At 64.7% G+C, this 22,487-nt stretch carries 15 protein-coding genes; 5 read left to right on the top strand and 10 right to left on the bottom strand.

Annotated elements, in window-relative coordinates; genetic code table 11:
- Positions 1 to 25: 25 nt before the first annotated feature.
- Positions 26 to 4,093: an FtsK/SpoIIIE domain-containing protein gene (locus ACFUCV_RS10500; protein ID WP_380815335.1), complete on the top strand. Its 4,068-nt coding sequence runs from the start codon at positions 26 to 28 to the stop codon at positions 4,091 to 4,093.
- Between the two features lie 42 nt (positions 4,094 to 4,135).
- Here ACFUCV_RS10500 and ACFUCV_RS10505 read toward each other — a convergent pair whose 3' ends face one another.
- Entirely contained in the window at positions 4,136 to 4,594 is a 459-nt protein-coding gene (locus ACFUCV_RS10505; RefSeq protein WP_380815337.1) for a hypothetical protein, read from the bottom strand.
- A 235-nt stretch (positions 4,595 to 4,829) separates the two neighbouring features.
- Between ACFUCV_RS10505 and ACFUCV_RS10510 the strand changes: the two genes are divergently transcribed.
- Complete coding sequence (locus tag ACFUCV_RS10510) at positions 4,830 to 5,078, top strand: WhiB family transcriptional regulator (RefSeq protein ID WP_038469266.1); 249 nt, start codon at positions 4,830 to 4,832, stop codon at positions 5,076 to 5,078.
- An 82-nt stretch (positions 5,079 to 5,160) separates the two neighbouring features.
- On the opposite strand, the gene ACFUCV_RS10515 is transcribed toward ACFUCV_RS10510, so the two are convergent.
- The 4 genes from ACFUCV_RS10515 to ACFUCV_RS10530 form a co-directional block, all read right to left on the bottom strand.
- Entirely contained in the window at positions 5,161 to 6,636 is a 1,476-nt protein-coding gene (locus ACFUCV_RS10515) for a sensor histidine kinase (RefSeq protein ID WP_380815339.1), read from the bottom strand.
- A gap of 71 nt (positions 6,637 to 6,707) precedes the next feature.
- Positions 6,708 to 11,594 carry an NAD-glutamate dehydrogenase gene (locus ACFUCV_RS10520; protein ID WP_380815341.1) on the bottom strand — a complete coding sequence of 1,629 codons (4,887 nt, stop codon included), beginning with the start codon at positions 11,592 to 11,594 and terminating at the stop codon, positions 6,708 to 6,710.
- A gap of 58 nt (positions 11,595 to 11,652) precedes the next feature.
- The gene (locus ACFUCV_RS10525) at positions 11,653 to 13,179 is read right to left on the bottom strand and encodes a CpaE family protein (protein ID WP_380815343.1); all 1,527 of its coding nucleotides are present in this window, start codon (positions 13,177 to 13,179) and stop codon (positions 11,653 to 11,655) included.
- Positions 13,176 to 13,817 (bottom strand): hypothetical protein, encoded by a 642-nt coding sequence (locus tag ACFUCV_RS10530; protein ID WP_380815345.1) that lies wholly within the window; start codon positions 13,815 to 13,817, stop codon positions 13,176 to 13,178. Before ACFUCV_RS10530 ends, ACFUCV_RS10525 begins: the two co-directional genes overlap by 4 nt.
- Before the next feature lie 257 nt (positions 13,818 to 14,074).
- Here ACFUCV_RS10530 and ACFUCV_RS10535 point away from each other — a divergent pair, with 257 nt between their 5' ends.
- Positions 14,075 to 14,293, top strand: coding sequence for a helix-turn-helix domain-containing protein (locus ACFUCV_RS10535; protein WP_380815348.1), 219 nt, complete (start codon positions 14,075 to 14,077; stop codon positions 14,291 to 14,293).
- A gap of 33 nt (positions 14,294 to 14,326) precedes the next feature.
- On the opposite strand, the gene ACFUCV_RS10540 is transcribed toward ACFUCV_RS10535, so the two are convergent.
- Positions 14,327 to 14,887 (bottom strand): hypothetical protein, encoded by a 561-nt coding sequence (locus tag ACFUCV_RS10540; RefSeq protein WP_380815352.1) that lies wholly within the window; start codon positions 14,885 to 14,887, stop codon positions 14,327 to 14,329.
- A gap of 141 nt (positions 14,888 to 15,028) precedes the next feature.
- Here ACFUCV_RS10540 and ACFUCV_RS10545 point away from each other — a divergent pair, with 141 nt between their 5' ends.
- Entirely contained in the window at positions 15,029 to 15,808 is a 780-nt protein-coding gene (locus tag ACFUCV_RS10545) for a LysM peptidoglycan-binding domain-containing protein (RefSeq protein WP_380815354.1), read from the top strand.
- A 71-nt stretch (positions 15,809 to 15,879) separates the two neighbouring features.
- Positions 15,880 to 16,461, top strand: a complete 582-nt coding sequence (locus ACFUCV_RS10550; RefSeq protein ID WP_380815356.1) for an Rv3235 family protein — start codon at positions 15,880 to 15,882, stop codon at positions 16,459 to 16,461.
- A 77-nt stretch (positions 16,462 to 16,538) separates the two neighbouring features.
- On the opposite strand, the gene secA is transcribed toward ACFUCV_RS10550, so the two are convergent.
- The 4 genes from secA to ACFUCV_RS10570 all read right to left on the bottom strand — a co-directional run bounded on the left by secA (position 16,539) and on the right by ACFUCV_RS10570 (position 22,430).
- Positions 16,539 to 19,316 carry a preprotein translocase subunit SecA gene (secA, locus tag ACFUCV_RS10555; RefSeq protein WP_380815358.1) on the bottom strand — a complete coding sequence of 926 codons (2,778 nt, stop codon included), beginning with the start codon at positions 19,314 to 19,316 and terminating at the stop codon, positions 16,539 to 16,541.
- Positions 19,317 to 19,428: 112 nt separating this feature from the next.
- On the bottom strand, positions 19,429 to 20,640 hold the full coding sequence (locus ACFUCV_RS10560; RefSeq protein WP_380815360.1) for a winged helix-turn-helix domain-containing protein: 1,212 nt from the start codon (positions 20,638 to 20,640) through the stop codon (positions 19,429 to 19,431).
- A 46-nt stretch (positions 20,641 to 20,686) separates the two neighbouring features.
- Complete coding sequence (gene hpf / locus ACFUCV_RS10565) at positions 20,687 to 21,382, bottom strand: ribosome hibernation-promoting factor, HPF/YfiA family (protein WP_380815362.1); 696 nt, start codon at positions 21,380 to 21,382, stop codon at positions 20,687 to 20,689.
- Between the two features lie 127 nt (positions 21,383 to 21,509).
- Complete coding sequence (locus ACFUCV_RS10570) at positions 21,510 to 22,430, bottom strand: ComF family protein (protein ID WP_380815364.1); 921 nt, start codon at positions 22,428 to 22,430, stop codon at positions 21,510 to 21,512.
- Positions 22,431 to 22,487 lie beyond the last annotated feature (57 nt).

A 22,487-nucleotide genomic window follows, 5' to 3' on the forward strand; every position in this document is an offset into this window, starting at 1 on the left:
GCGGCCCAGTCGCATTGGAGGTGCCATGCTGCTGGAATTGACGGTGGTGGCGGGCATTCATCCTGCGGCTGGCGGTGGACCGGTGAGCGAACTGAGCGTCACGTGGCCGGCGGAGACCGCTGTGGCGGATTGTTCGGGCACCTCCTTGGAAGCGGCGCTGGCTCCCCATTGGCCCGGGTGCTCGTTCACGGTTGCTGGCGAACCGCTGGGTCTGTTCCACGCAGGCCAGCTACCTTTAGTAAACGGTGCGGTGGTGGTGGCGTGGCCTCCCGCCGGTAACCTCAACTTGCCCGGTGCCGCCGGAGATGGCCCTCCTGCTGGACGTGGGGTTCCGGGTTCTGAAGCTTTGGGTGCTGCCGCCGTATTGGCCGTCGCGGCCGGCCCCGGAGCGGGGGCCCTTTTTGCTCTGCACCGGGGCGAGTACAGCATTGGCCGGGGCAACTGCCGCATCCAGATCGCCGACCCCGCCCTTTCCCGGCACCACGGCACCCTTGTGGTCAGTGAAGAAGCAGTGTTGCTGTCCGCAGCCGGAGGGTCCACCGGATTTACCATCCGTGGTGCCGGATCCGCCCCCACCGCTGCCGCCACCGCGCTCCACGGCAGAATGAAGATTGTGGAGGGGATGGCCATTGGCTGCGGCAGCAGCGTTTTGGAGCTTCGCTTCCCAGCCTCCCCCGCAGCGGGAAGGCAAACAGCTCCCGGCCAGCTGTTGAGCGCGGCCGCTCTGGAGCCCTTGATGGTGCCCCAGGCCGCCGGTTCCGCAAGCAGCCGCTGGGCCATGGTGCTGGCTGGCACCCTGCCCTTGATTTTGGGACTGGTCTTGGCCCTGACCTTGGGTTCCTGGATGTTTTTGGCGTTCTCCGCCGTCGGGGCCGTCACCATGGTCGGCCCAGTGATCAGCGGAACCACCCGGCGCAAGGTGTTTCGCAAGGCTGTCACCGCCGCCGTAATCCAGGATGTCAGCCGCCAGTCCAAGACTTTTCCGGACGCCGCCACCTTGGTTTTTGCCAGCCATGGGGCAGTCCCCCCGCCACCACGCCTGCCCCCGGCCGATATTGCTGGTGCTGTTGCCCTCAGACTGGGCAGTTCCCCACGGCGTGCCGCACTGGTGGTCTCCCCCCGTGACCCGGGGTTCACGCCGCCACGGGTGGCGATGCTGCCGTTCTGTGCCGCGCTGACGTCAACTCCCCTCGTTGTCAGTGGTGCTGCCAACGCCGTGGCGTCCCTGGTGCGTTTTATCCTGCTGCAGTTGGATGCCGCGGCAATGCCGGTGGTGGTGTTGGGGCCGGCGGAATTATTGCCGCTGTCCGCCCGGTTTCTGCCCCGCACGTCCTTGTCCACCACAGCCGCCGCTGCCCTGCGCGAACTCCAGCACCTCGACAGCGCGGCAGCACCAAGGGGCGGCGCACCCTGCATCCTGCTGTGTCTGCAAGTGCCCGTGCCGCCATGGGTGCCGGACTTTGAAAAGCTGCGGGTGGTGCATTTTGCGGACGAACCCGGCGGAGCAATCCATATCGCGGCGGCAGGCAACCGCATGATGGGATCCGCAGCTGCCCACGAGTTCGTGCCCGACGGCGTGCCGGCGGCGGTTTTCGACGGCTGCGCCCGTGCCAGGTCCAGGCAGGAGGCCACGGCCCATTGGGGCGCGCCTGCCTCAGCCGGGGCCGGTGGGATGTTCGCCCCAGCTGCGCCGCTGGGACCTTGCACCTTGCCCGCTCCCGAACTGTGCACACCGGAAGCCGTGATGCGTCAGTGGCAACAGTCGCTGGGCGGTCCTCTGCGCCCCGTGCCACTGGGACAGACGGGAAGGGGCTGGGCCATGCTGGATCTTGACCATGATGGCCCGCACCTCCTGGTGGCCGGCACCACTGGATCGGGAAAATCGGAATTTCTGCGCACGCTGGTGGGTGGCCTGGCAGCTGCCCACTCCCCCGCGGACCTGCACTTTGTGTTCATTGATTTCAAGGGTGGCGCCGGATTGGGTGTGCTGGGCAAGCTGCCGCACGCCAGCTCCCTGATAACGGATCTGGGCGGCCACGGCGTGGAGCGGACCCTGGCATCCCTGCGGGCCGAGCTGCGGACCCGTGAGACCGCCCTGGCCCAGGCCGAGGCAGCCGATGCGGCGCAGTACCGCGCCCTGGCACGTTTGGCTGCGCCCAACAACCCCGCACGCCACCCCATGGGCCACCTGGTGGTGGTCATTGACGAGTTCCGCGTCTTGGTGGACCAGTTCCCTGACGCACTTGCGGAACTGATGCGCCTGGCAGCTGTGGGACGATCCCTGGGCATCCATTTGGTCATGGCAACCCAACGGCCACAAGGTGCCATCAATGCCGACATCCGCGCGAACGTGACCAGTTCCATCTGCCTGCGCGTGCAGTCCGGCTTTGACTCCAGTGACGTCATTGGCAGCTCCGTGGCCGCCACCATCGGCGTGGACGACCCTGGCCGGGCCTTCATCAGCCGGGCAGGGGCGGCACCGGAGGAGTTTCACAGCGCAACTTTGGCCCTGCCCCCTGACCGGGGGAAGCAACTGCCGGTGATCCAGGAGACCGTGCAGCATTTGAACACCCCAAGGCCAACTGCAAGCTGCGGCGGAAACCGCCCGCCGGGCCGTGCCAGCGACGTCGATGGCGTGGCGGAGCTGATGCACCGGGGGTGGCGACTGTTGCAGGACAACACCGAACCACGGCCGCCGGCAGCGCCGGCCGTGGTGGCACCGGAGCTGCCGGCAAAGCTTGCAGCAATGCCGGGCGCTCGCGGCAGCAGCACGGAAGGGGTGTTCGCGGCACTGGTGGACGCGCCCGAGCAGCAAGCGCTGCATGAGCTGTGGTGGCGGCCGGAACTGCACTCCCATGTTGCCTGCTTTGGGACTGCTGCACAGTCCTCAGCAGTGGTTGCCCTGCTGGCCGGACAGCTCCTGGCCGCCAATGCAGCAGCCCCCGCAGGGGCCCGGATCCTGCTGTACCTGCTGGACGGCGACGGCTCCTTGGCGCCGTGGCACGCCAACCCGTGCGTGGGAAGCCATTTGCTGCCTTCCCAGCTGCGCACGGCGGCACATCTGCTGACCCGGCTCACGGAGGGCGCCGAAACCAGCGGGCGCACCATCGTTTTATGCGTCACTAATTGGGCGCGCTGGCTTGCCGGCCTGCGGGCCAGCCCGTGGCATGGCGCCGAGGAGACCATGGGCGAGCTCATCCGCTTTGGCAGCAGCAACTTCACGGTGGTCGTGGGCGGGGGCAGGGAGTTGCTGGGGTCCACTTTTTTGCCAGCCATGCCCAACAGGGTCTACATCCCCCACGGCAGCAGCAGTGAATCCACCCTGCTGTGGCCCACGCTGCCGCGGTTCGCCCCACTGCCTGGCCGGGCCGCCGTGTGTGGCCCCTTCGACCCCGCGGGGTCGAACGGCAACGGGCTGCACGTGGCGCAGTTCGCTCCAGCTTCAAAACCCACGCCTGCCCAACGCGAGGCATGGGAGATTGGCGGAGGCTGCGCTGCGGGGACGGTCCTGCAGGTGGTGCCCCTGCCCTCGGCGCTTGCCGTGGAGGAGTTGGCAGCGGCAAGACCGGCGGTTTCCGCGCCCACTTCCCCGCTTTTGACCCTGGGGCTGGGCGGGGACGGCAGGGACGCCATTGGCGTTGCTTTGCCCCCCGGTGCCGTGCTGCCGGTGGTGGGCGTGCCGGGGTCGGGGAAAAGCACCTTCCTGCAGGTCCTGGCCAAGTTCAATGGTGGTCTGTACGTTCGAGCTGGGCAGGCCCTCCCTTCCGGGGCACTTCCGGGCGGAAGCTTGTGGCTCGACGATGCCGCGCAGCTCACGGCGGCCCACTGTGCCGCGCTCGGCATTTGGCTGGCACAGGGCGGCCGTTTGGTGGCCGCGTTCAATTACCCGGGACCTGAACTCTCAGCCCTGCCGTTGGAATGGGGGCTGAGATCGGCACAACAGGGCGTGGTGCTCGCACCCCAACGTGCAGGTGATGCGGACTTGTTTGGTGTTCGCTTGCAGACCATGGGTGGCGAGCCGCCGGGACGTGCGGTGCTGGTGGAGCGCGGGTGCAGCAGCTGGTTCCAGTTCCCGCAGGACCTCCGGCGCTGACTTCAGGAGTTGGAAGCGGCACCCCTGGGTGCCGCGCCCACGCTACAGCACGGGGGGCTCGGAGTTGCTGCGCTGGGAAAACGCCACCACCGTGGGGGTGAAGAGAAAGTAGGCCGTGGCAATGGCCGGCACCACCATGACGCCACCGAGGAGGAAATTGCCCTCCAGCAGTGCGGGCACCCCAATGGCCAGCATGAGCAGTTGCCAAACAAACGCCGCCGAGCGGGTCCACCGCATGCCCCGGTAGGCATTGACAGCCACGGCCGCCAGTCCGGCCGCCAGGGCCAGGAGCAGGACAATAAAAAACACGCCGCTCGCCACCGAAGCCATGGGCGTGGTGAAGGCCGAGACAATGGACAGGACGGCAATGAATCCCACCGCCAGCGCCTGCAGCGCCAACACCACTGCAATGACGAACACACCCACGGGCCGGGCCGCCGCCGACTCCTGCGGACCGTTCGGGCTGGGCATCGGCGCGGGCGCAGGGGGATTGTTAGGCACATGAGCACCTTATCGGACAAAGGCAAAACATCGCAGGGAGGAGGTAGGACATTGTGATGCATCGCTCATGGCCGCGAGCCAATTAGTGGGCCGAAACCCCTTGTTTACACGGAGTTAACATGACACGCTTATGGCAATGACCTACAAGGCCCAGCACGGGCCTTTTCTTATGTGGCCTAAAGTGAATTTTTTCACAAGATGGTTTTCGTGTTTAAACAAGGAGTGAGTGATCAGCATGGACTGGCGTAGTCGCGCAGCCTGCCTCGACAAGGACCCGGAATTGTTTTTCCCCGTGGGAAACACCGGTCCAGCGTTGCTGCAAATCGAGGAAGCAAAGAGCGTGTGCCGACGCTGCCCCGTGATTGACACCTGCCTGAAATGGGCCATTGAATCCGGCCAGGATGCAGGCGTCTGGGGTGGCCTGAGCGAGGACGAGCGCCGCGCCATGAAGCGCCGCGCAGCCCGCGCCCGCCGCGCCAGCTAGGCACCCCTTGCCTTAGGGCCCTGACACTCCACCCCGGCGGCGGAGCGTCAGGGCCCTTTGCTTTTAATTGGCCGCCATTTCTTTACGCCCGGGAAATAAGCGCCATCTGCAGCTCCACCACGGTCCCGCCGCCCACACGGGTGGACCAGTCAATGGTCCCGCCAAGCTCACTGGTGACCAGGGTGCGCACAATCTGCAACCCCAGCCCCTCGGCAATGTTGCCTTCGGGCAGGCCCACGCCGTCGTCGGAAATCCGCACCGTCAGCGCGTCATCGCCCGAGGCGTTCTTATAGCGGTCGGCGGACAACCAGACCGTCCCGCCCTGATCCTGCAAACCGTGGTCGACGGCGTTGGTCACCAGTTCATTGATCACCAGCGCCAGCGGGGTGGCAAAGTCGCTGGGCAGTTCCCCAAACTCCCCCTCACGCTCCGTACGCACCCGCTGCAGCGGTGAGGCCACCTCGGCGGAGAGCCGGAACTGCCTGTCAATCAACTCATCAAAGTCCACGTTTTGCGCCAGGCCCTGCGAGAGGGTCTCATGCACCAGCGCAATGGTGGCCACCCGGCGCATGGCCTGCTCGAGCCCCTGTTTCGCTTCCTCGCTGTGCATCCGCCGCGACTGCATCCGCAGCAGGGCTGCCACCGTCTGCAGGTTGTTTTTGACCCGGTGGTGGATTTCACGGATGGTGGCGTCCTTGGTGACCAGTTCCTGTTCCCGGCGCCGCAGCTCGGAAACGTCACGGCACAGCACCAGGGCGCCGAAGCGTTCGGTGCCGTCCCGCAGCGGGATGGCGCGCAGGGACAGGCTCACGCCGCGGGATTCAATTTCAGTGCGCCACGGCATCCTCCCGGTCACCACCAGCGGCAGCGACTCATCCACCATGCGCCGGTCCTTGAGCAGACCTGTGGTGACCTCCGCCAGGGAGCGGCCCTCCAGCGAATCCCCGTCGCCCAGCCGCCGGAACGCGGAGACCCCGTTGGGACTGGCATACTGCACAATTCCGTCCACATCCAGGCGCAGCAGGCCATCACCCACCCGGGGGGCGCCGCGGCGTGAACCCGTCGGTGAGGCAAAATCCGGCCATAGCCCCAGTGTGCCCATTTTCAGCAGGTCATAGGCGCACTGGCGGTACGTCAGTTCCAGCCGTGAGGGCATGCGGGAGCTGGAGAGGTCCATGTGTGTGGTGATGACGGCCAGGGTGCGCCCGTTGCGCACCATGGGGATCGCCTCCACGCGCATGGCAGTGTCCGAGTTCCAAATCTTGGTCTCCTGCGAGCGCTCAATGTGCTGGCTCTTCCACACCGACTGCACCAGGTCCTCCAGCTCGGGCTGGATCCTGTCCCCCACAAAGTCCGCATGGAACATGGTGTGCGAGGTGGAGGGACGCACATGCGCCAGGGCCACGTAGCCGCCGTCATTGGAGGGAAACCACAGCACCAGATCGGCGAAGGACAAATCGGCGATCATCTGCCAGTCCCCCACCAGGAGGTGCAGCCATTCGGCGTCGCCCGGACCCAGGACCGAACTTTCCCTGATCATGTCGGCAAAAATTGCCATGCGGGCTCCTTAAAAGTCGTGTGGCGGGGACCGCCGTCTCCAACGGTCCCCGCCCTGAATGCCTGCCGCAGTTAGCGCCGAACGATGGAACGCAGGAGCCTCAATGCTACCGACAAGGACGCCATGTCGTCCTGTTCCAGCTCATCCACCTCCGCAAACATGCGCACGGCCCTCTCCAGCTGCTCCTGGTTTTGTGCCTCCCACGCCGCAATGCGTTCCATGGTGGGCATTTCGCTCCCGGTGCTGTCCATGACGTTGCGGGTCATGTCGGCGGCGGTGGCGTAGAGGTCATCACGCAGCGCAGCCCGCGCCAGGGCCTGCCAGCGGTCATTGCGGGGCAGCGCGGTGATCCGCTCCAGCAGAGAATCCACACCGTAGCGGTTGTACAGCGCGTAGTACACCGCGGCGACGGCCTCCTTGGGTTCGGCCAGCGTTTCACTGACCTTGGCCACGTCCAGCAGGGGGAAGGTCTCAAACATTTCCGCCCAGCGCCGGCCCAGCAGCTGTGGCATTTCATAGGCGGCGGCACGGTCGTACCATTGCGCCACCCGCTCCACGTCCACGCCCTGGAAGAAGTCGCCCATCCGGGGGCTGAGGGAGGAAACCACAGGCTTGAACCGTGCCACGACGTCGGCAATCCGGTGATCGCTAATGCCCTCATTGACCAGCCAGCGCACGGCCCGATCCAGGAGCCGGCGGATGTCCAGGTGCACGGTGCACCACTGTTCGGTGGGGAAGCTGGCTGGCAGTTCCCGCAAGGCGTCGGTCATGGTGCCAAAGTCAAAGATCTCATACAGGGCCACAAAGGCCTTGGCCAAGGTCACCTCGCTGGCCGAGGACTCCTCCAGCGCCCGGAAGGCGAAGGTGATGCCACCAAGGTTGACCATGTCATTGGCCACCACCGTGGCAATGATTTCCCGGCGCAGCGGGTGGCTGTCCAGTTCAGCATCAAAGCGTTCGGCCACCTGGTGGGGGAAGTACCGGCGCAGGGTCTGCTTGAACCACGGATCTTCGGCCAGGGTGCTGGCGCCCAGGGTCCTGGCCAGTTCCATCTTGGCGTAGGCCAAAAGCACTGCCAGTTCCGGTGAGGTCAGGCCCTGGCCGTTGGCCACGCGCTCATCCAGTTCGGCGTTGCCCGGCAGCGCCTCAAGCCCGCGGTCCAGGCCGGCATGTTCCTCCAGCCAATCCATGAAGCGCTGGTAGCTGGGTGTCCACTCCACCGCCCGCTGCCTGTCATTGAGCAGCAGGATGTTCTGCTCAATGTTGTCCTCCAGCACCAGCTGGCCAATTTCATCGGTCATGGACATGAGGAAGTCGGTGCGTTCGGCTGGATCAAGCTTGCCGGCTGCCACCATGCGGTCCACGAAGATTTTGATGTTGACCTCATGGTCGGAGCAGTCCACCCCTGCGGAGTTGTCAATGGCATCGGTATTGAGGATCACCCCGTGCAGTGCCGCCTCCACCCGGCCGCGCTGGGTCATGCCCAGGTTGCCGCCTTCACCAATGATCTTTACCCGCAGCGCCGAACCATCAACACGGATGGGATCGTTGGTCTTGTCCCCCACCTCCGCGTTGTTTTCGGTGCTGGCCTTGATGTAGGTGCCAATTCCGCCGTTGTAGAGCAGATCGGTCGGGGCCAGCAGCACCGCGCGCAGCAGTTCCGGTGGGCTCATTTTCACCGTGCCCCCGGGCAGGCCAAGGGCCTGGGACACCTCCGGCGAGATGGGAATGGACTTCAGCGAACGCGAATACACTCCGCCGCCGGCGCTGATGAGCTCCGTGTTGTAGTCCTGCCAGGATGACCGGGGCAGCTCATACAGGCGCTGGCGTTCGGCAAAGGACGCGGCAGCATCCGGGGTGGGGTCCAGGAAAATGTCGCGGTGGTCAAAGGCCGCCACCAAACGCACGTGCGGGGTGCGCAGCAAGCCGTTGCCAAACACGTCACCTGACATGTCCCCCACCCCCACTGCCGTGAACTCCTCACTCTGGGTGTCGACGTCGAACTCGCTGAAGTGCCGCTTGACGGACTCCCACGCACCGCGGGCGGTGATCCCCATTTCCTTGTGGTCGTAGCCCACCGAGCCGCCCGAGGCGAAGGCGTCCCCCAGCCAGAAGCCGTACTCGGCGGAAATGGCATTGGCCGTGTCCGAGAAGGACGCCGTGCCCTTGTCAGCGGCCACCACCAGGTAGCTGTCGTCATCGTCGTGGCGGACCACGTTCTCCGGCGGCACCACCACCTCGCCGCCGTCGCGCGCCAGCAGGTTGTCGGTGACATCCAGCAGGGCGCGGATGAAGGTCTTGTAACTTTCCCTGCCCTCTTCCATCCACGCGCCGCGGTCAACGGCGGGATCGGGCAGCGCCTTGGCGAAGAAGCCGCCCTTGGCGCCGGTGGGGACAATGACGGCGTTTTTCACCGTCTGGGCCTTGACCAGGCCCAGGACCTCGGTGCGGAAGTCCTCGCGGCGGTCGGACCAGCGCAGACCGCCACGTGCCACCTTGCCAAAGCGCAGGTGGGTGCCTTCCACGCGCGGGGAATAGACCCAAATTTCAAACATGGGCCGCGGCGCCGGCAGCCCCGCAATGTTGGCCGGATCCAGCTTGAAGCTCAGGTACTCCCGCTCGCGGTAAAAGTTGGTGCGCAGGGTGGAATCGATGAGGTTGGCAAAGGTGCGCAGCACCCTGTCCGCATCCAGGGTTGACACGCTTTCCAGGGCGGCATCGAGGCGCTCATGGACTTCGCGCTGCAACTGCTCCCGGCCGTCCGGATCCACCGCAGGGTTGAAGCGGGCGTCAAAGAGGTCAATGAGGGCGCCGGTGACGTCCACATTGCGCAGCAGTGCCTCGGCCATGAAGCCAAAGGAGTTGGTGTTGCCCATTTGGCGCATGTATTTCGCATACGCCCGCAGGATCACCACCTGCCGGGCGCGCATGCCCTCACTGAGCACCAGCCTGTCAAAGCTGTCCGATTCGCTGCGTCCGGTGACGGCTGCGCCAAACGCCTCCGCCAACAGCTCCGCCGTCGCCAGGGGGTCCACCCCCGCCGGGTACTTCAAACCCAGGTCGTACAGGAAGAAGTCGCGTTTGTCGGCGGTGGCAATTTCAAAGGGCCGCTCATCGAGCACTTCGATGCCCAGGTTGTGGAAGTACGGCAGGATCCGGCTCAAACTCTGCGGGTTCGCCATGTACAGCTTGACGCGGGCGTCCTCGGCCAGCTCGGTGCCCACCCGGGCAGGCACATAGACGTGCAGGCCGGGGGCGCACTTTGCCGGAGCCATCCCGGCAGCCATGGCGTCCTTGTAGCGGGCGTCAAAGTCCTCAAAACGCGCAATGTCCTCCAGCGCGTCCTCGACCTCAAAGTCCACGCGGTATCCGGGCGGGAACGCCTCGCTCCATTTGGCCACAAGCCGATCGGCCTGGCCGGGGCCATGGGAGTCCTGCAGCACCTGGGCAATGCCCTCGGGCCAGGAACGCGCGGCCCGCACCAGGCGCTGTTCCAGTTCCGCCGTGGGCAGTTCGGCAGGAACAATGTAGTCCTTGGGCAGGCGGATGCGGAAAAAGAGCCGCGCCAGTGCCGACTCGCTCATGCGTGCTTCAAAGTCAATGGACACGGCACCGAAGGTGCGCGTGAGCTCGTCCTCAATGCGGTGGCGCACGGCTGTGGTGTAGCGGTCGCGGGGGATGAACACCATCGCTGACATGAAGCGGCCGTAAATGTCCGGGCGCAGGAACAAGCGCGTCCGGCGGCGTTCGGCGAGGCGGAGGATGCCGTCGGCAATCTCAATCAGGTCCTCGACCTCAATTTGGAACAGTTCGTCGCGCGGGTAGGTCTCCAGGACGGCAAACAGGTCCTTGCCGGAGTGGGAGTTGGGCGGGAAGCCAAAGTGCCGCAGCACGGCCGCGACCTTTTCACGCACCACGGGAATGTTGCGCACGCTGCCGGTGTAGACGGCCGAGGAGAACAGGCCGATGAAGCGCTGCTCACCGTTGACGTTGCCTTGGGAGTCAAAGGACTTCACGCCAATGTAATCCAGGTACGCACCACGGTGCACGGTGGAGCGGGAGTTGGCCTTGGTGATGACCAGGACCCGCTTTTCACGGGCCTTGCGCTGGCCGGTGCGGGTCAGGTGCTGGATCGTGGGGTGGCCGGAGCCGTCCCGCAGCAGGCCCAGGCCGCTGCCTTCCCGGTGGACCAGCACGTCCTCGCCCTCACGCTTGTCCAGGTCATACTCGCGGTAGCCCAGGAAGGTGAAGTTGTCCGCCTCCATCCAGTGCAGCAGATCCTCGGCCTCCGTCAGGTCCACCAGGGATTCGCCCTCAAGCTGCGTGGCAAGGATTGCCGCCCGGCTCAACGCCTTCTCCCGCATGGCCGGCCAGTCCTCCACGGCTGCCCGGACATTGTTGAGCACGTGCTCAAGGCCGTCCTGCAGCTCCTGCCTGGCCTCGGCGTCGATCTTGGGGATCTCAATGGCCAGCCATGATTCCAGGAAGGAACTGTTCTCCTGGTCGCCCAGCAGGTGCGCAATATTGGGCATGGTGGAGGTGTCGCCGCTGGCCACGCCGGCATGGGAGGGCACCTTGGTCAGGGACTTGAGCTGATGGCTGGACTTGTCGCGGGAGACCACAAACACCGGGTGGGTGACCAGGTGGATGGCAAGGTTTTGCCGCACCAGCTCGGCGCTGACGGAGTCCACCAAAAAGGGCATGTCATCGGTGATGATGAAGACAACACTGGCGCCGTCTTCTTCTTGAATGTGCACCTGGGCCCGGCCCGGGGTGCGCACCGCAGCCAGCTCCTGGTGGACGCGCGCCCGGGCGTGCAGGACTTCGGGCTCGTACCTGGCTGCATCCTCTGGGGACAACTGCACGAAATAGTCGTCAAGGAAGGTGGCCCCGCCAAAAAGTGGCTGGCCGGATTGTTCGCTGGTGGGGTGCTGTTCGCCGGATGTGTGCGATGACATAAAAGTAAAGCCTCCGTCAAAAAGAAAAGAGCGCTTCGTTGCGGTCCTGTCTTCGAGCCTAGCCCGGAACCGGGGGACTTGCTGTGGACCTTGACCCAGCAATGTCAATCTTCCGCTGGTCATCTGCACAACTCATGGCACAAATGGCGCGGCGAAGCCCGGAGTCCGCCGCGACCTCCAAAAGCAGCCTGCCCGACAGCAATGCCTTGTCCGTGAGCTCCGGGTCCCACGGCAAAAAATGACTGATGGCAATGTTGGGGCCAAACCGCTGCCAGGCCTGCTCCAAGGCCTTCTCGGGTCCCGCACCCACGGCCTTCCGCCGCACCTTGTTGACCACCACGCGCACCTGGCCGTGATGGGGCAGCCGATCAAGTTCCGCCAGTGCGCGAATGAGCCGCGGAATGCCAATGGCGTCGCCACTGCCCACGGCAAGGATGACGTCCGCTTGTTCCAGGACACTTAAGGTGGCGGCGTTGCGGCGTGGAGCCACGGTGTCATAGCTAAGCTCCTCATCGCTTTCCAGCGAAAATCCGCAATCCACAATGACCAGCTCGGCCAGGTCCCTGGCCGTGGCCAAGACCCGTTCCACGGCGGCAGCCCGCAGTTCCGGCCAACGGTCCGGACGGGTCAGCCCCGTCAGGAGGGAAAAGGTGCCACCGGTGAAAACCACCCCCGTGCTGGTCTTGGCCAAAGCGGCCACGCTCAAGGTGCCCTGGTCCGCGGCACGGCACGCTTGGGCAAAGGAAGCTGATTCATCCAGCAGGCCCAATGCCGCAGCAATGCTGGCTCCGTAACTGTCGGCATCAATGAGCAGGACCTGCCGGCCCTGGGTGGCGTATTCCGCGGCAAGATTCATGGCCACTGTGGTGCGTCCCGGCGAACCGATGGGGCCCCAAACCGCCACGAGCGTGCCGGGAGCGGTGGCGGGTGGCGAGGCAGGCAACACCGCACCGGGCAGCCGCACTTTGCCCCGGCGCCGGGGCGCAAACCAGCTGCTGCGCCGTTTGCCCGGTGCCGCCGCTGCTGTCTGCGGCCCCGCGTCGGGCTGGAATCCGGCGGCCTTCCCCATGCTGACGGACCCTGGCGGAGCCGGGGAGGGGGCCTGCGCCCCGGAGCGCTGTGCTGCGCCAGGGGCGCTGGCTGCTTGCTCGCCGGAGGCGGCGCCGGAAGAGGCCTCCCCCTCATCCAGCTCATCCGGGGCGGCCGGGACGGCGAAACCGGTGCTCGGTGAGTGCCTCCGGGCGTCCAGGGCGGCAAGGATGCTTTGCGTCAGAAGCGCTGCGCCGGCGTCCTCGGGGAAGGGTGTGGCTCCAATGCTGTAAAGACGCCGCGTCTGCTCGGCCGTGGCGGAGACGGCAATGACGCATACGCCTACGGCCCTGAGGCGGTCTATCAAGGTGGCCGTCAATTGCTGTGCCGGCGTGGCAATGACAGCTGCCTGGGCAATTCCGCTTTGGCACGCTGCCAGCAGTTCAGTCAGTTCACTGCAGCGGCGCACAATCCTTACCGGGCCGTCCTGGGCCGCCATGCCGGCAATGACGCCGGTGGGTGTGTCCCCCACCGAGACAACCCTGAACTGGCTCACGAACCCGCCCCCGGGTTCCACACCACCGAGACCTTGGCCCTATTGGCCACCGCCCCCAAAAAATTGGGCATTTGGCTGTCTGTCACCAACACCAGAAGCTGGGTGTTGCGGCCTGCGCCCAGGGAACCTGTGGCCACGTTCAGGGCTGCCACCTCCACTCCCGGCAGCATCAGCTGCGGCGGATCAAAGCCATTGCGTTCATCGGGCAGGGACACCCACACGTCCACCCGTGATCCCACCACAATGTCCTGCGGCAGCGGCTCGTCAATGGTGAAGGAGGCGGGCTTGCGGTTAAGGGCGTCGGCGGCGCCAATGCTTGATCGGGACACCAGTTCACCCTTGGGCACCATCCGGATGGCCACGGCGTTCTCCGCCAGCGCATCAGCCGGGGCCAGGTACTTGCCGTCGACAGCCCCCAGCTGCACCTGAACAATGGTGAAGTCCGCCGCTGACACTTTTTGCCCCACCGTCAAGGCGTCCTTGGCCGCATACATCGGTACAGTCCTGCTGGCGCCCTCCACCAGCGCCACCACTGCAGCCACGGAGGCCAGCACCAGCAGGATGCCAATCAACAGCCGCGGATCCTTCCATGACGGTTTGGCAAGACGGGGCGCCTGGTTTTGTCCGTCCATGGCCATGGGTCCTCCCCCAGGATCGCCGCAGGCCCCAAAATCTGGGAACCGGCCGCTGTTTGATGTCTTTGACGAATGTGGCCCGCTGCCGTCTACCCTTTGTACCGCCGATCGGGCAAGGGTGAAAGGGTTCCAGCAAAATATGTCCAAAACTGTGGACAAGGCATCCATCCGTGGCCCGGGAGCGGCGGCTTTTTCTTCCCCGCACCAGTTTTTGCACAGGAAAGCTCGTCAAAGGTGTCCAAAGGGGCAATAATGGGCGTATGCCCCGATTCCTCACGCTGGCTGATGTTGCCGAGCAGCTGCAGATTTCAGCCGCCGCCTGCTACGCCCTGGTGCACAGTGGTGAGCTGCCCGCCTTCCAAATTGGTGGGCGTGGACAATGGCGCGTGGACGAGACCCGTTTTGAACAGTTCATTGAAGACCGGCACGCCGCGGCCCGGGCCATGCTTTCCGGCGGGCAGGACGCCAAGGGCAGCTGATGGCCCAGGCAGTGCGGACGCCTTGCCGGCTCCTTAGAATTCATTGTCCGGCGAAGAAGCAATGGACGCCACATGCACCAAAGGAATCACTACGGCGCCCTGCAGGTTCTCCGGGTTGCGGCTAACGCCGTCCGCCAGCTGCATCAGGCGGACATAATCGGCACCCACGTGATCCAGCACCCCGCGGAGGGTTCCCTGCCGCGCGGAATCCAGCTCCACCACCACTGCCGAGCGGTTTTTGGCCAGCAACCGCAGCGCTGCCGTGAGGGTATAGGGAATTTTTGACTGCGCACAGACCCTGCCACCCCCCAAGCCACGGACAGTGAGGATTTTGTCCAGTGGGAGCAGGACCTGCCGCGCGCCTTCATCCAAAAGCAGCCACTCCTGTTCCACCCGCACCACTGTTCCATGGAACGCCGCGCCCGTCACGCACACCAGGGACAATTGTGCCTCCAGTGCGCCGCGTACGGCCTGGTTCAGGCTGGCCTGGGCGGTTTCCACGCGGGCCAGTTCATTGATTTGACGCTCCAACTCCTGGGCGGATGACTCGTGCAGCTGCGCTTCAAGATCGCCAAAGAGCAATTCCCATCGCATGGCTTCACGCTAGGCCGCCCCTGCATGGTTGTCCACAACCGCCGCAAAAGTCTGGACACATCCCGGCCAGGAGGCACAGAATGGGTCTAAGACAAGCAAAATGAAGCAAACGGTGTCAAATGATGCTGAAGGGCTACTAGCATGGAACGGCAAACCCGGGCCGATCTGGCCATGACGATCGCTACCTTGATGTTGGCTTCCTCCCTGATGTTCAGCGGTGCCTCACTGTTACGCCTCCACGAGGGAACCTTGGGCGCCCCGGCCCATTTCGGACTCGCGGAACTCCTGGGCATTGTGGCAGCCGCCGTGGGTTTGGCGCTGCTGTGCTGGTGGGCCCTGGCGCTGATCTGCGCGTTCCTGGGCGCATGGGCGCAATCCAAGGGGTCGGTGCGGGCAACAGCAGTTTCTGAAAGCCTGTCGCCGGCGTTCATGCGGCGTTTGGTGGTGGCTGTGCTGGGCTTGAACCTGCTGGCCGCCCCGCTGGCCAATGCAGTGACCACGCCAGGGCCGGATCCGCGGTGGCACGCGGAGACGGTGGCCACCGCGCCGGCGGCCACTGCCCCCGCGCCATCCGGCGGCACCGAAGCCGTGCTGCCGCACTGGGTGCCCCACACGGTCCAAACCAATCCCGGCCCGCTGCTGAGCCCGGCGAGGCGTCCTGCCACTGAACCACCGCAAGGGCAGGCTGCCGCGCAGGACCAGCGGGCAGGCCGGTCCGCCCCCGCCGCTGCCGCGGAAGTGGTGGTGCAGCGCGGGGACAGCCTGTGGAGCATTGTTGCCACGGCGCTGGGGCCCTTCTGCACCGAAGTGGATGTGGCGCAGGCTTGGCCTGCCTGGTACCAGGCAAACCGGGCAACCATCGGCCCCAATCCGCATTTGATCCTCCCCGGGCAGGTCCTCCATGCACCTTCGGGACCGTGACGCCCCCAGCCAACCGTTGGAGGGGATTCAAGTCATGGGGATTCAATCAGTGCCACGCAAAGGAGCGCACCATGAACACCGCAGCCGTCTCCGGGGACACAGCTCCCCCGCTTCTGGTCGTGACCAGGGCACCCCAGACGGGGAGTCCACCGGCCGTTGACAACCGGCAGCCGGCCGAACCAGGCCTGGCGGCGAATGTTGTGCAGTTGCCGGACCGGGAAAGGCAGCCGGACCAGCCAGGCCGCACAAACGCCACGGTGGATGCCTTGAACCCGCAGGCTGCGGAACGGACAGTGGTGTGCGCCATGTCCTGCAAGGTGGCACAGGCATCCTTGGAAGTGCTTAGCGGGGTGCGCTCGGTGCAGCAGCTTTCACGCTGGTTGAGCAGTAAAAGCATGGACGCCCTCACCGCCCGGGCCCGTCTGCATGCCGAGGCGGCCCGGAGCGAATTGCGGCGGCGCAGCCAGGACCAGCAGAATGTCCACCCGCTGTACCACCAAGCTGTCATCCACTCGGTGCATTGCAGCGCCGTGGCACCGGGGATTTACGAAGCCTCGGTGGTGGTGGCGGATAAAACCCGTTTCCGCGCCATTGCGATGCGTCTTGAACGCTCCCGGGGACTGTGGAAGGTCACGGCGCTGCAAATTGGTTAGCAGTTAAAAAACGCCGCCTGCCAAGGCCGGCCGCGAAATGCATTTGCGGCCGGCCTTGGCAGGCGGTGGAGGCGGTACTAGCGCTTCTTCTTCTTTTTGGCGCCCTTGCTGGCCGGACGCTTGGCCGAGGGCGGGAGCCCGCCGGAGCTGCGGCGCTCAACATGGGTCTCGGCGTCACCCTGCTCATCGGGGGCCGAGAACTGCAACTGGGCCGGCGGGGCCGGCGCCTCCAGCCCGGGGGCAACAATCTGCGGGGCACCTTCAGCGCCCTGGGCCCCGTCAGCGGCTCCGGCAACCCGGTCCATCAATGCCGAGGGCTGTTCCTGCACAGCGCCCACCGCCGCGGCCGGCTTGTTTTCCACCTGCACCTCAAGGTTGAATAGGAAGCCAACGCTCTCTTCACGGATGCCGGCCATCATGGACATGAACATTTCATAGCCCTCGCGCTGGTATTCAACCAAGGGGTCGCGCTGGGCCATGGCCCGCAGGCCAATGCCTTCCTTGAGGTAGTCCATCTCGTAGAGGTGCTCCTGCCATTTGCGGCCCAGCACCGAGAGCACCACGCGGCGCTCCAACTCGCGCATGGTCTCCGCACCCAGGGCGGCTTCACGCTCCTGGTAGGCCACGCGCGCGTCGGAAAGCAATTCCGTCTTCAGCAGTTCGGCAGTGATGCGGCCCTCACCCCCGGCCTCCTCGGCAATTTCCTCCAAGGTCACTGACACCGGGTAAATGGTCCGCAGGTTGGTCCACAAAACATTGAAGTCATATTCACCTGCATGACCGGAGCTCACCGCGGCCTCAATGATTTCATTGACCGTGTCCTCCAGGAAGTGCTGGACCTTCTCGTGCAGGTCCCCGCCTTCGAGGATGCGGCGGCGGTCACTGTAAATTGCTTCGCGCTGGCGGTTCAGCACATCGTCGTACTTCAGGACGTTCTTGCGCTGCTCGGCGTTGCGGCCCTCCACCTGGCCTTGGGCCGAGGCAATGGCTTTGGAGACCAGCTTGGATTCCAGGGCCACATCTTCAGGCATGGAGGAGCGTGACATGAGGCGTTCGGCCGCACCGGAGTTGAACAGGCGCATCAAGTCATCGGTCAGTGAAAGGTAGAAGCGGGACTCGCCCGGGTCACCCTGACGTCCGGAACGGCCGCGGAGCTGATTGTCGATGCGGCGGGACTCGTGCCGTTCGGTGCCCAGCACATACAGTCCGCCAGCTTCCAGGACCGCTTCATGTTCCGCCGCCACTGCCTCCTTGGCAGCTTCAAAGGCGTCATGCCAGGCGGCCTCGTATTCTTCCGGAGTCTCCTCCGGGTTCAGCCCGCGCGCGGCGAGCTCCGCCACGGCATTGAACTCGGCGTTGCCGCCGAGCATTATGTCAGTGCCTCGACCAGCCATGTTGGTGGCCACCGTGACGGCTCCGCGGCGGCCTGCCTGGGCCACAATGGCCGCTTCCCGGGCGTGGTTTTTGGCGTTGAGCACCTCGTGCCTGACGCCGGCCTCGGCCAACTTTTTGGACAGGTACTCACTCTTCTCCACACTGGTGGTACCCACCAGCACCGGCTGCCCGGTTTCGTGGCGCTGGGCAATGTCGGCCACCACGGCGTCGAACTTCACCACCTCGTTTTTGTAGACAAGGTCAGCCTGGTCCACGCGCCGCATGGGCTTGTTGGTGGGGATTGGCACCACTCCCAGCGAGTACGTGCCCATGAATTCGCTGGCTTCGGTCTCGGCAGTACCGGTCATGCCGGAGAGCTTCTCATACAGGCGGAAGTAGTTCTGCAAGGTCACGGTGGCCAAGGTCTGGTTCTCGGCCTTGATCTCCACCCCTTCCTTGGCTTCAATGGCCTGGTGCATGCCCTCGTTGTAGCGGCGGCCGGCCAGGATGCGCCCGGTGTGCTCATCCACGATCAGCACCTCGCCGTCCATGATGACGTAGTCCTTGTCGCGCTTGAACAGCTCCTTGGCCTTGATGGCGTTGTTCAGGAAGCCAATCAGCGGGGTGTTGGCGGATTCGTAGAGATTGCTGATGCCCAGGTAGTCCTCGACCTTTTCAATGCCGCTCTCCAGCACACCCACTGTGCGCTTTTTCTCATCCACCTCATAGTCCTCATCGGCACTGAGGCGCAGCACCACCTTGGCGAACTCGCCGTACCAGCGGTTGGCGTCCCCGGAGGCGGGACCGGAGATGATCAGCGGTGTGCGGGCCTCGTCAATGAGGATCGAGTCAACTTCATCGACAATGGCAAAGTTGTGGCCGCGCTGGACCAGTTCGTCCTTGCTCCAGGCCATGTTGTCGCGCAGGTAGTCAAAACCAAATTCATTATTGGTTCCGTAGGTGATGTCTGCACTGTACTGGGCGCGGCGCAGTGCCGGATCCTGATTGGCCACAATGCAGCCGCTGCTCTGGCCCAGAAAACGGAACACCCGTCCCATGAGTTCCGACTGGTACTGCGCCAGGTAATCGTTCACCGTCACCACGTGAACGCCCTTGCCGGAGAGGGAATTCAAATACGCCGGGGCGGTGGCCACCAGGGTCTTGCCTTCACCTGTCTTCATTTCGGCGATATTGCCCAAATGCAGGGCGGCCCCGCCCATGAGCTGCACCCGGAAATGGCGCAGGCCCAGGGTGCGTGAGGACGCCTCACGCACGGCAGCAAATGCTTCGGGCAGCAAATCATCCAGCGATTCGCCGTCGTGGTGGCGGGCCTTGAGCTTGTCGGTCTCCTCGCGCAGTTCAGCATCGGTGAAGGTCTGAAATGAATCCTCCAGCGAATCAATGGCATCGGCGAGGACGTTGAGTCGTTTAAGCGTCTTGCGATCGCCTGTGCGAAGGACCCGCTCAAGAAGTGATGGCACGAAATTGCTCCCAATCTATTGCTGCCTAAAAGTGGCGTGTTCAGTCTACGTGAGAAGAGGCACGGCTATTGCGCCGCCCCCTGACATGTCAACCCGTTCCAGCTGGCCCAGGTCAGCCCAGGGCCGCGTGCAGTGCCGGCGCCAAATCTCCCCGCGGCTGGACCTGGACCTGTCCCAGTCCCAGCCACTGCGCCATGAGTTGCAGTTCGGCGGCAAGTTCCACTGATGTATGCGCCGGCGCATGGGGTTCAGCATATGCGCCGCGCACCAGCAGCGTGCGTGCCTGCCGGTCGGCTTTAAGGTCCACGCGGGCCACCATGTTCTCGCCCAGCAGAAACGGCAACACGTAATATCCGTACCGGCGCTTTGCCTCCGGTGTGTAGATCTCCAGCCGGTAGTGGAAGTTGAAAAGCTGCTCCAGGCGGCGGCGTTCAAAAACCAGCGAATCAAAGGGGCTCAGCAGGGCACGTGCCCGTGCCGCCCGGGGCAGGGACGCCTCATGGTGGAGAAAAACCCGCCCGTCCCAGCCATCCACGGCAACGGGGAGCAGCACTCCTTGCCGCACCAGGGTTTCCACGGCCGCGGCGCTCTCACGCACCGGCAGGCGAAAGTAATCGGCGAAACAACGCACGGTTCCCACACCATGGGCGGCGGCGGCGGCGGTGATCAGCCGCAGCAGTGCCTGGGACTTTTCCGGCGCCGCATCCACGGTCCGGCTGACGGCGGCGGGAAGGACCGAGGAGGTCAGGGCATACTGGCGCTCAAACTGTTCATTGCGGCCGGCTGCGCTGATCAGCCCACGTTCAAAAAGCCCTTCCAGGATGCGTTTGACCGCGCTCCAGTTCCAACCCCACGCGTCACGGGGGTTGTTTTCCTCATGCCCGGTCAACGCGGTCATTTCCCGCGCGGTCAAAAAGCGGTGGTTCTCCAGCAGCGCCATGATCCTGCCTTCGAGGCTGTGCCGCAGGCTTGGCTCCAGCTTCGCAGCCCCCATCCATGTCCGGTTCTGCCAGACCCGGAGGTCGTGAAAATGCAGGGGCCTGATGAAACTGGCCTCATGGGCCCAGTACTCCATCATTTTTCGTGGCGCCACCTGGGCCATGGTGGTGAGGATATTGGTCTCGTAGTTGCCCAGGCGGGAGAAAAACGGCAATAGGTGGCTGCGTGAAAGCACATTCACGGAATCTATTTGAACCAGCTGCAGACGTGAAAAGGTCCGGTCCACGGCCCGTGCGGTAACGGGTGTCGCGGACCGGACCTTGGCAAGCCCCTGGGCCAGCAAAGCAATGCGGCGGGCCTGTGGCAGGCTCAGCTTTCCAGTCATCACCATGATTTTTTATAAAAGGCGTGGCCGCTGCTTGCCCTGCAGCCTAGACAGTGGCCGGTTCATCCTCGGAACGGTAGGCGGAGATTTCCTCACGGACTTCGGCGTTCTCCTCCAAGGAGATGACGCCGTAGGTCCAACCCTTGCGGCGGTACACCACCGAGGGGATGCCGCTTGCTGCGTCAATGAACAAGTAAAAATCGTGTCCGACCATCTCCATGTTGTCCACGGCGTCGTCCAGACTCAGCGCCGTTGCGGGGAAGACCTTGCGGCGGATCAACACGGGGGAATCGCCGGCAGGAATGTCGTTTTCAATTTCGTACGGCGACTTTTCCTCGGGAGCCTCCTGTGCCTTTTGGGCGTAGATGGGCTCGGAGGAGGAAACGGGAGGCAGTGTGCTCGTGGCCTCGTTGACGGCGACGGGGGCGTGCCTGCCGTGGTGGACCTTGGTCTTGTCCTTGGCCCGGCGGAGCCGCTCCAGCAGCTTGCCGTGTGCCAGGTCGAATGCAGCGAACTTGTCCGCCGCAGCGGCCTCGGCGCGGATGACCGGGCCCCTTCCGACAACCGTCAATTCCACAATGAGTGGTGTCTCGGCTGTGCGGGACTTGCTGTCCTTGGACACTTTCACATCGACGCGCTGAACCTTGTTGGCCAGCTGCTCGATCTTGGTCAGCTTTTCGCCAGCATACTCGCGAAAGCGATCCGAAACGCTCAAGTTGCGACCGGTGATCATGAACTCCATGGTGCCCTCCAAATATCTTCGGTGACACGGCGGCCTGGGTGACGACTTTCAATGTCATCCTGACCGCCGACGGGCGGTTTCCCCTTCAAGGGGTACCCGTTCATTTACGTTAGTTCACTGGCACGCTTTATTCATCCTTCACCCCATATTGATTTTGCCGCGTCCTGTGGGTTTTTCCTCCTGTACCGCCTGGCTGAGGTGCCTGGGTGGCGGCCAAAACCACTGCCCCCATCGGCGCGAATCCCCGGTTTCCAAGGGTTTTACCGGCTTCCCGAAGAGTGGAACCAGTGGTGAGGACGTCATCGATGAGCACTGCGCAATAGCCGGATGGCTTCGCTGTGAGCAAAAATTTACGTGCCGTCCGGGGACGGAATTTCAGTGAACCCTGGACATTGGAGCGTCTGGCGGAACGGCCCAGCGCTTTTTGGCGGCGGCGCTGCCACGGCAGGGTTGCCCGGCTTCCCAGCAGCGGGACAATGACCACCCCGGGCGGCAGCCTGCCCTCCCGGACCATGATTCCAAGCAGTGTGGCCACTGGATCAAATCCGCGACGCCGCCACCCGGCTCCGCTGCTGGGAATGGGAATCAGCACAACGGCCTTGCTCCCGCCATTCCGGGCCCCCGCCGGCGCAGGGGGCAGATCCACAAGCATCTGCTGCAGCCCCCGCGCCAGGCACCGGGCCAGCGGCGCACCCAAGTCGGTGCGGCCATGATTCTTGAACGCCAAAATGGCGGCGGCCAAGGCGTCCCGGTAGCTGCCGGCAGCCATGACCGGCAGCTGGACTTCACCGGCCACCCCCATCAACGCGTCAGCGGCGCCTTCAGCCCTGAAGGGCGCTGCCACCGCGCGGCGCAGCTGCGCCGCGCAGGGAAGGCACAGCCCTTGATCCTCAGCACCGCACAGCGCACATTCACTTGGCATCACCAAATAGCCCACCTCACGCAGGGCAGCGGCGCACCAAGCCCACAGCCGCCACGCGCGGGAGGCCGGGGCCGCCCTGTGTGCCCGGCCACCCGGTGCGGCGGGGACCGGCGTGCCTGCATCCATGCTTCAGTCTGGACCAACCGCCGCACAGGAGCAGGCAGGACCCGCACCCTGGGGACT

Source organism: Specibacter sp. NPDC057265 (genome assembly GCF_042668835.1).
Classification (GTDB): domain Bacteria; phylum Actinomycetota; class Actinomycetes; order Actinomycetales; family Micrococcaceae; genus Specibacter.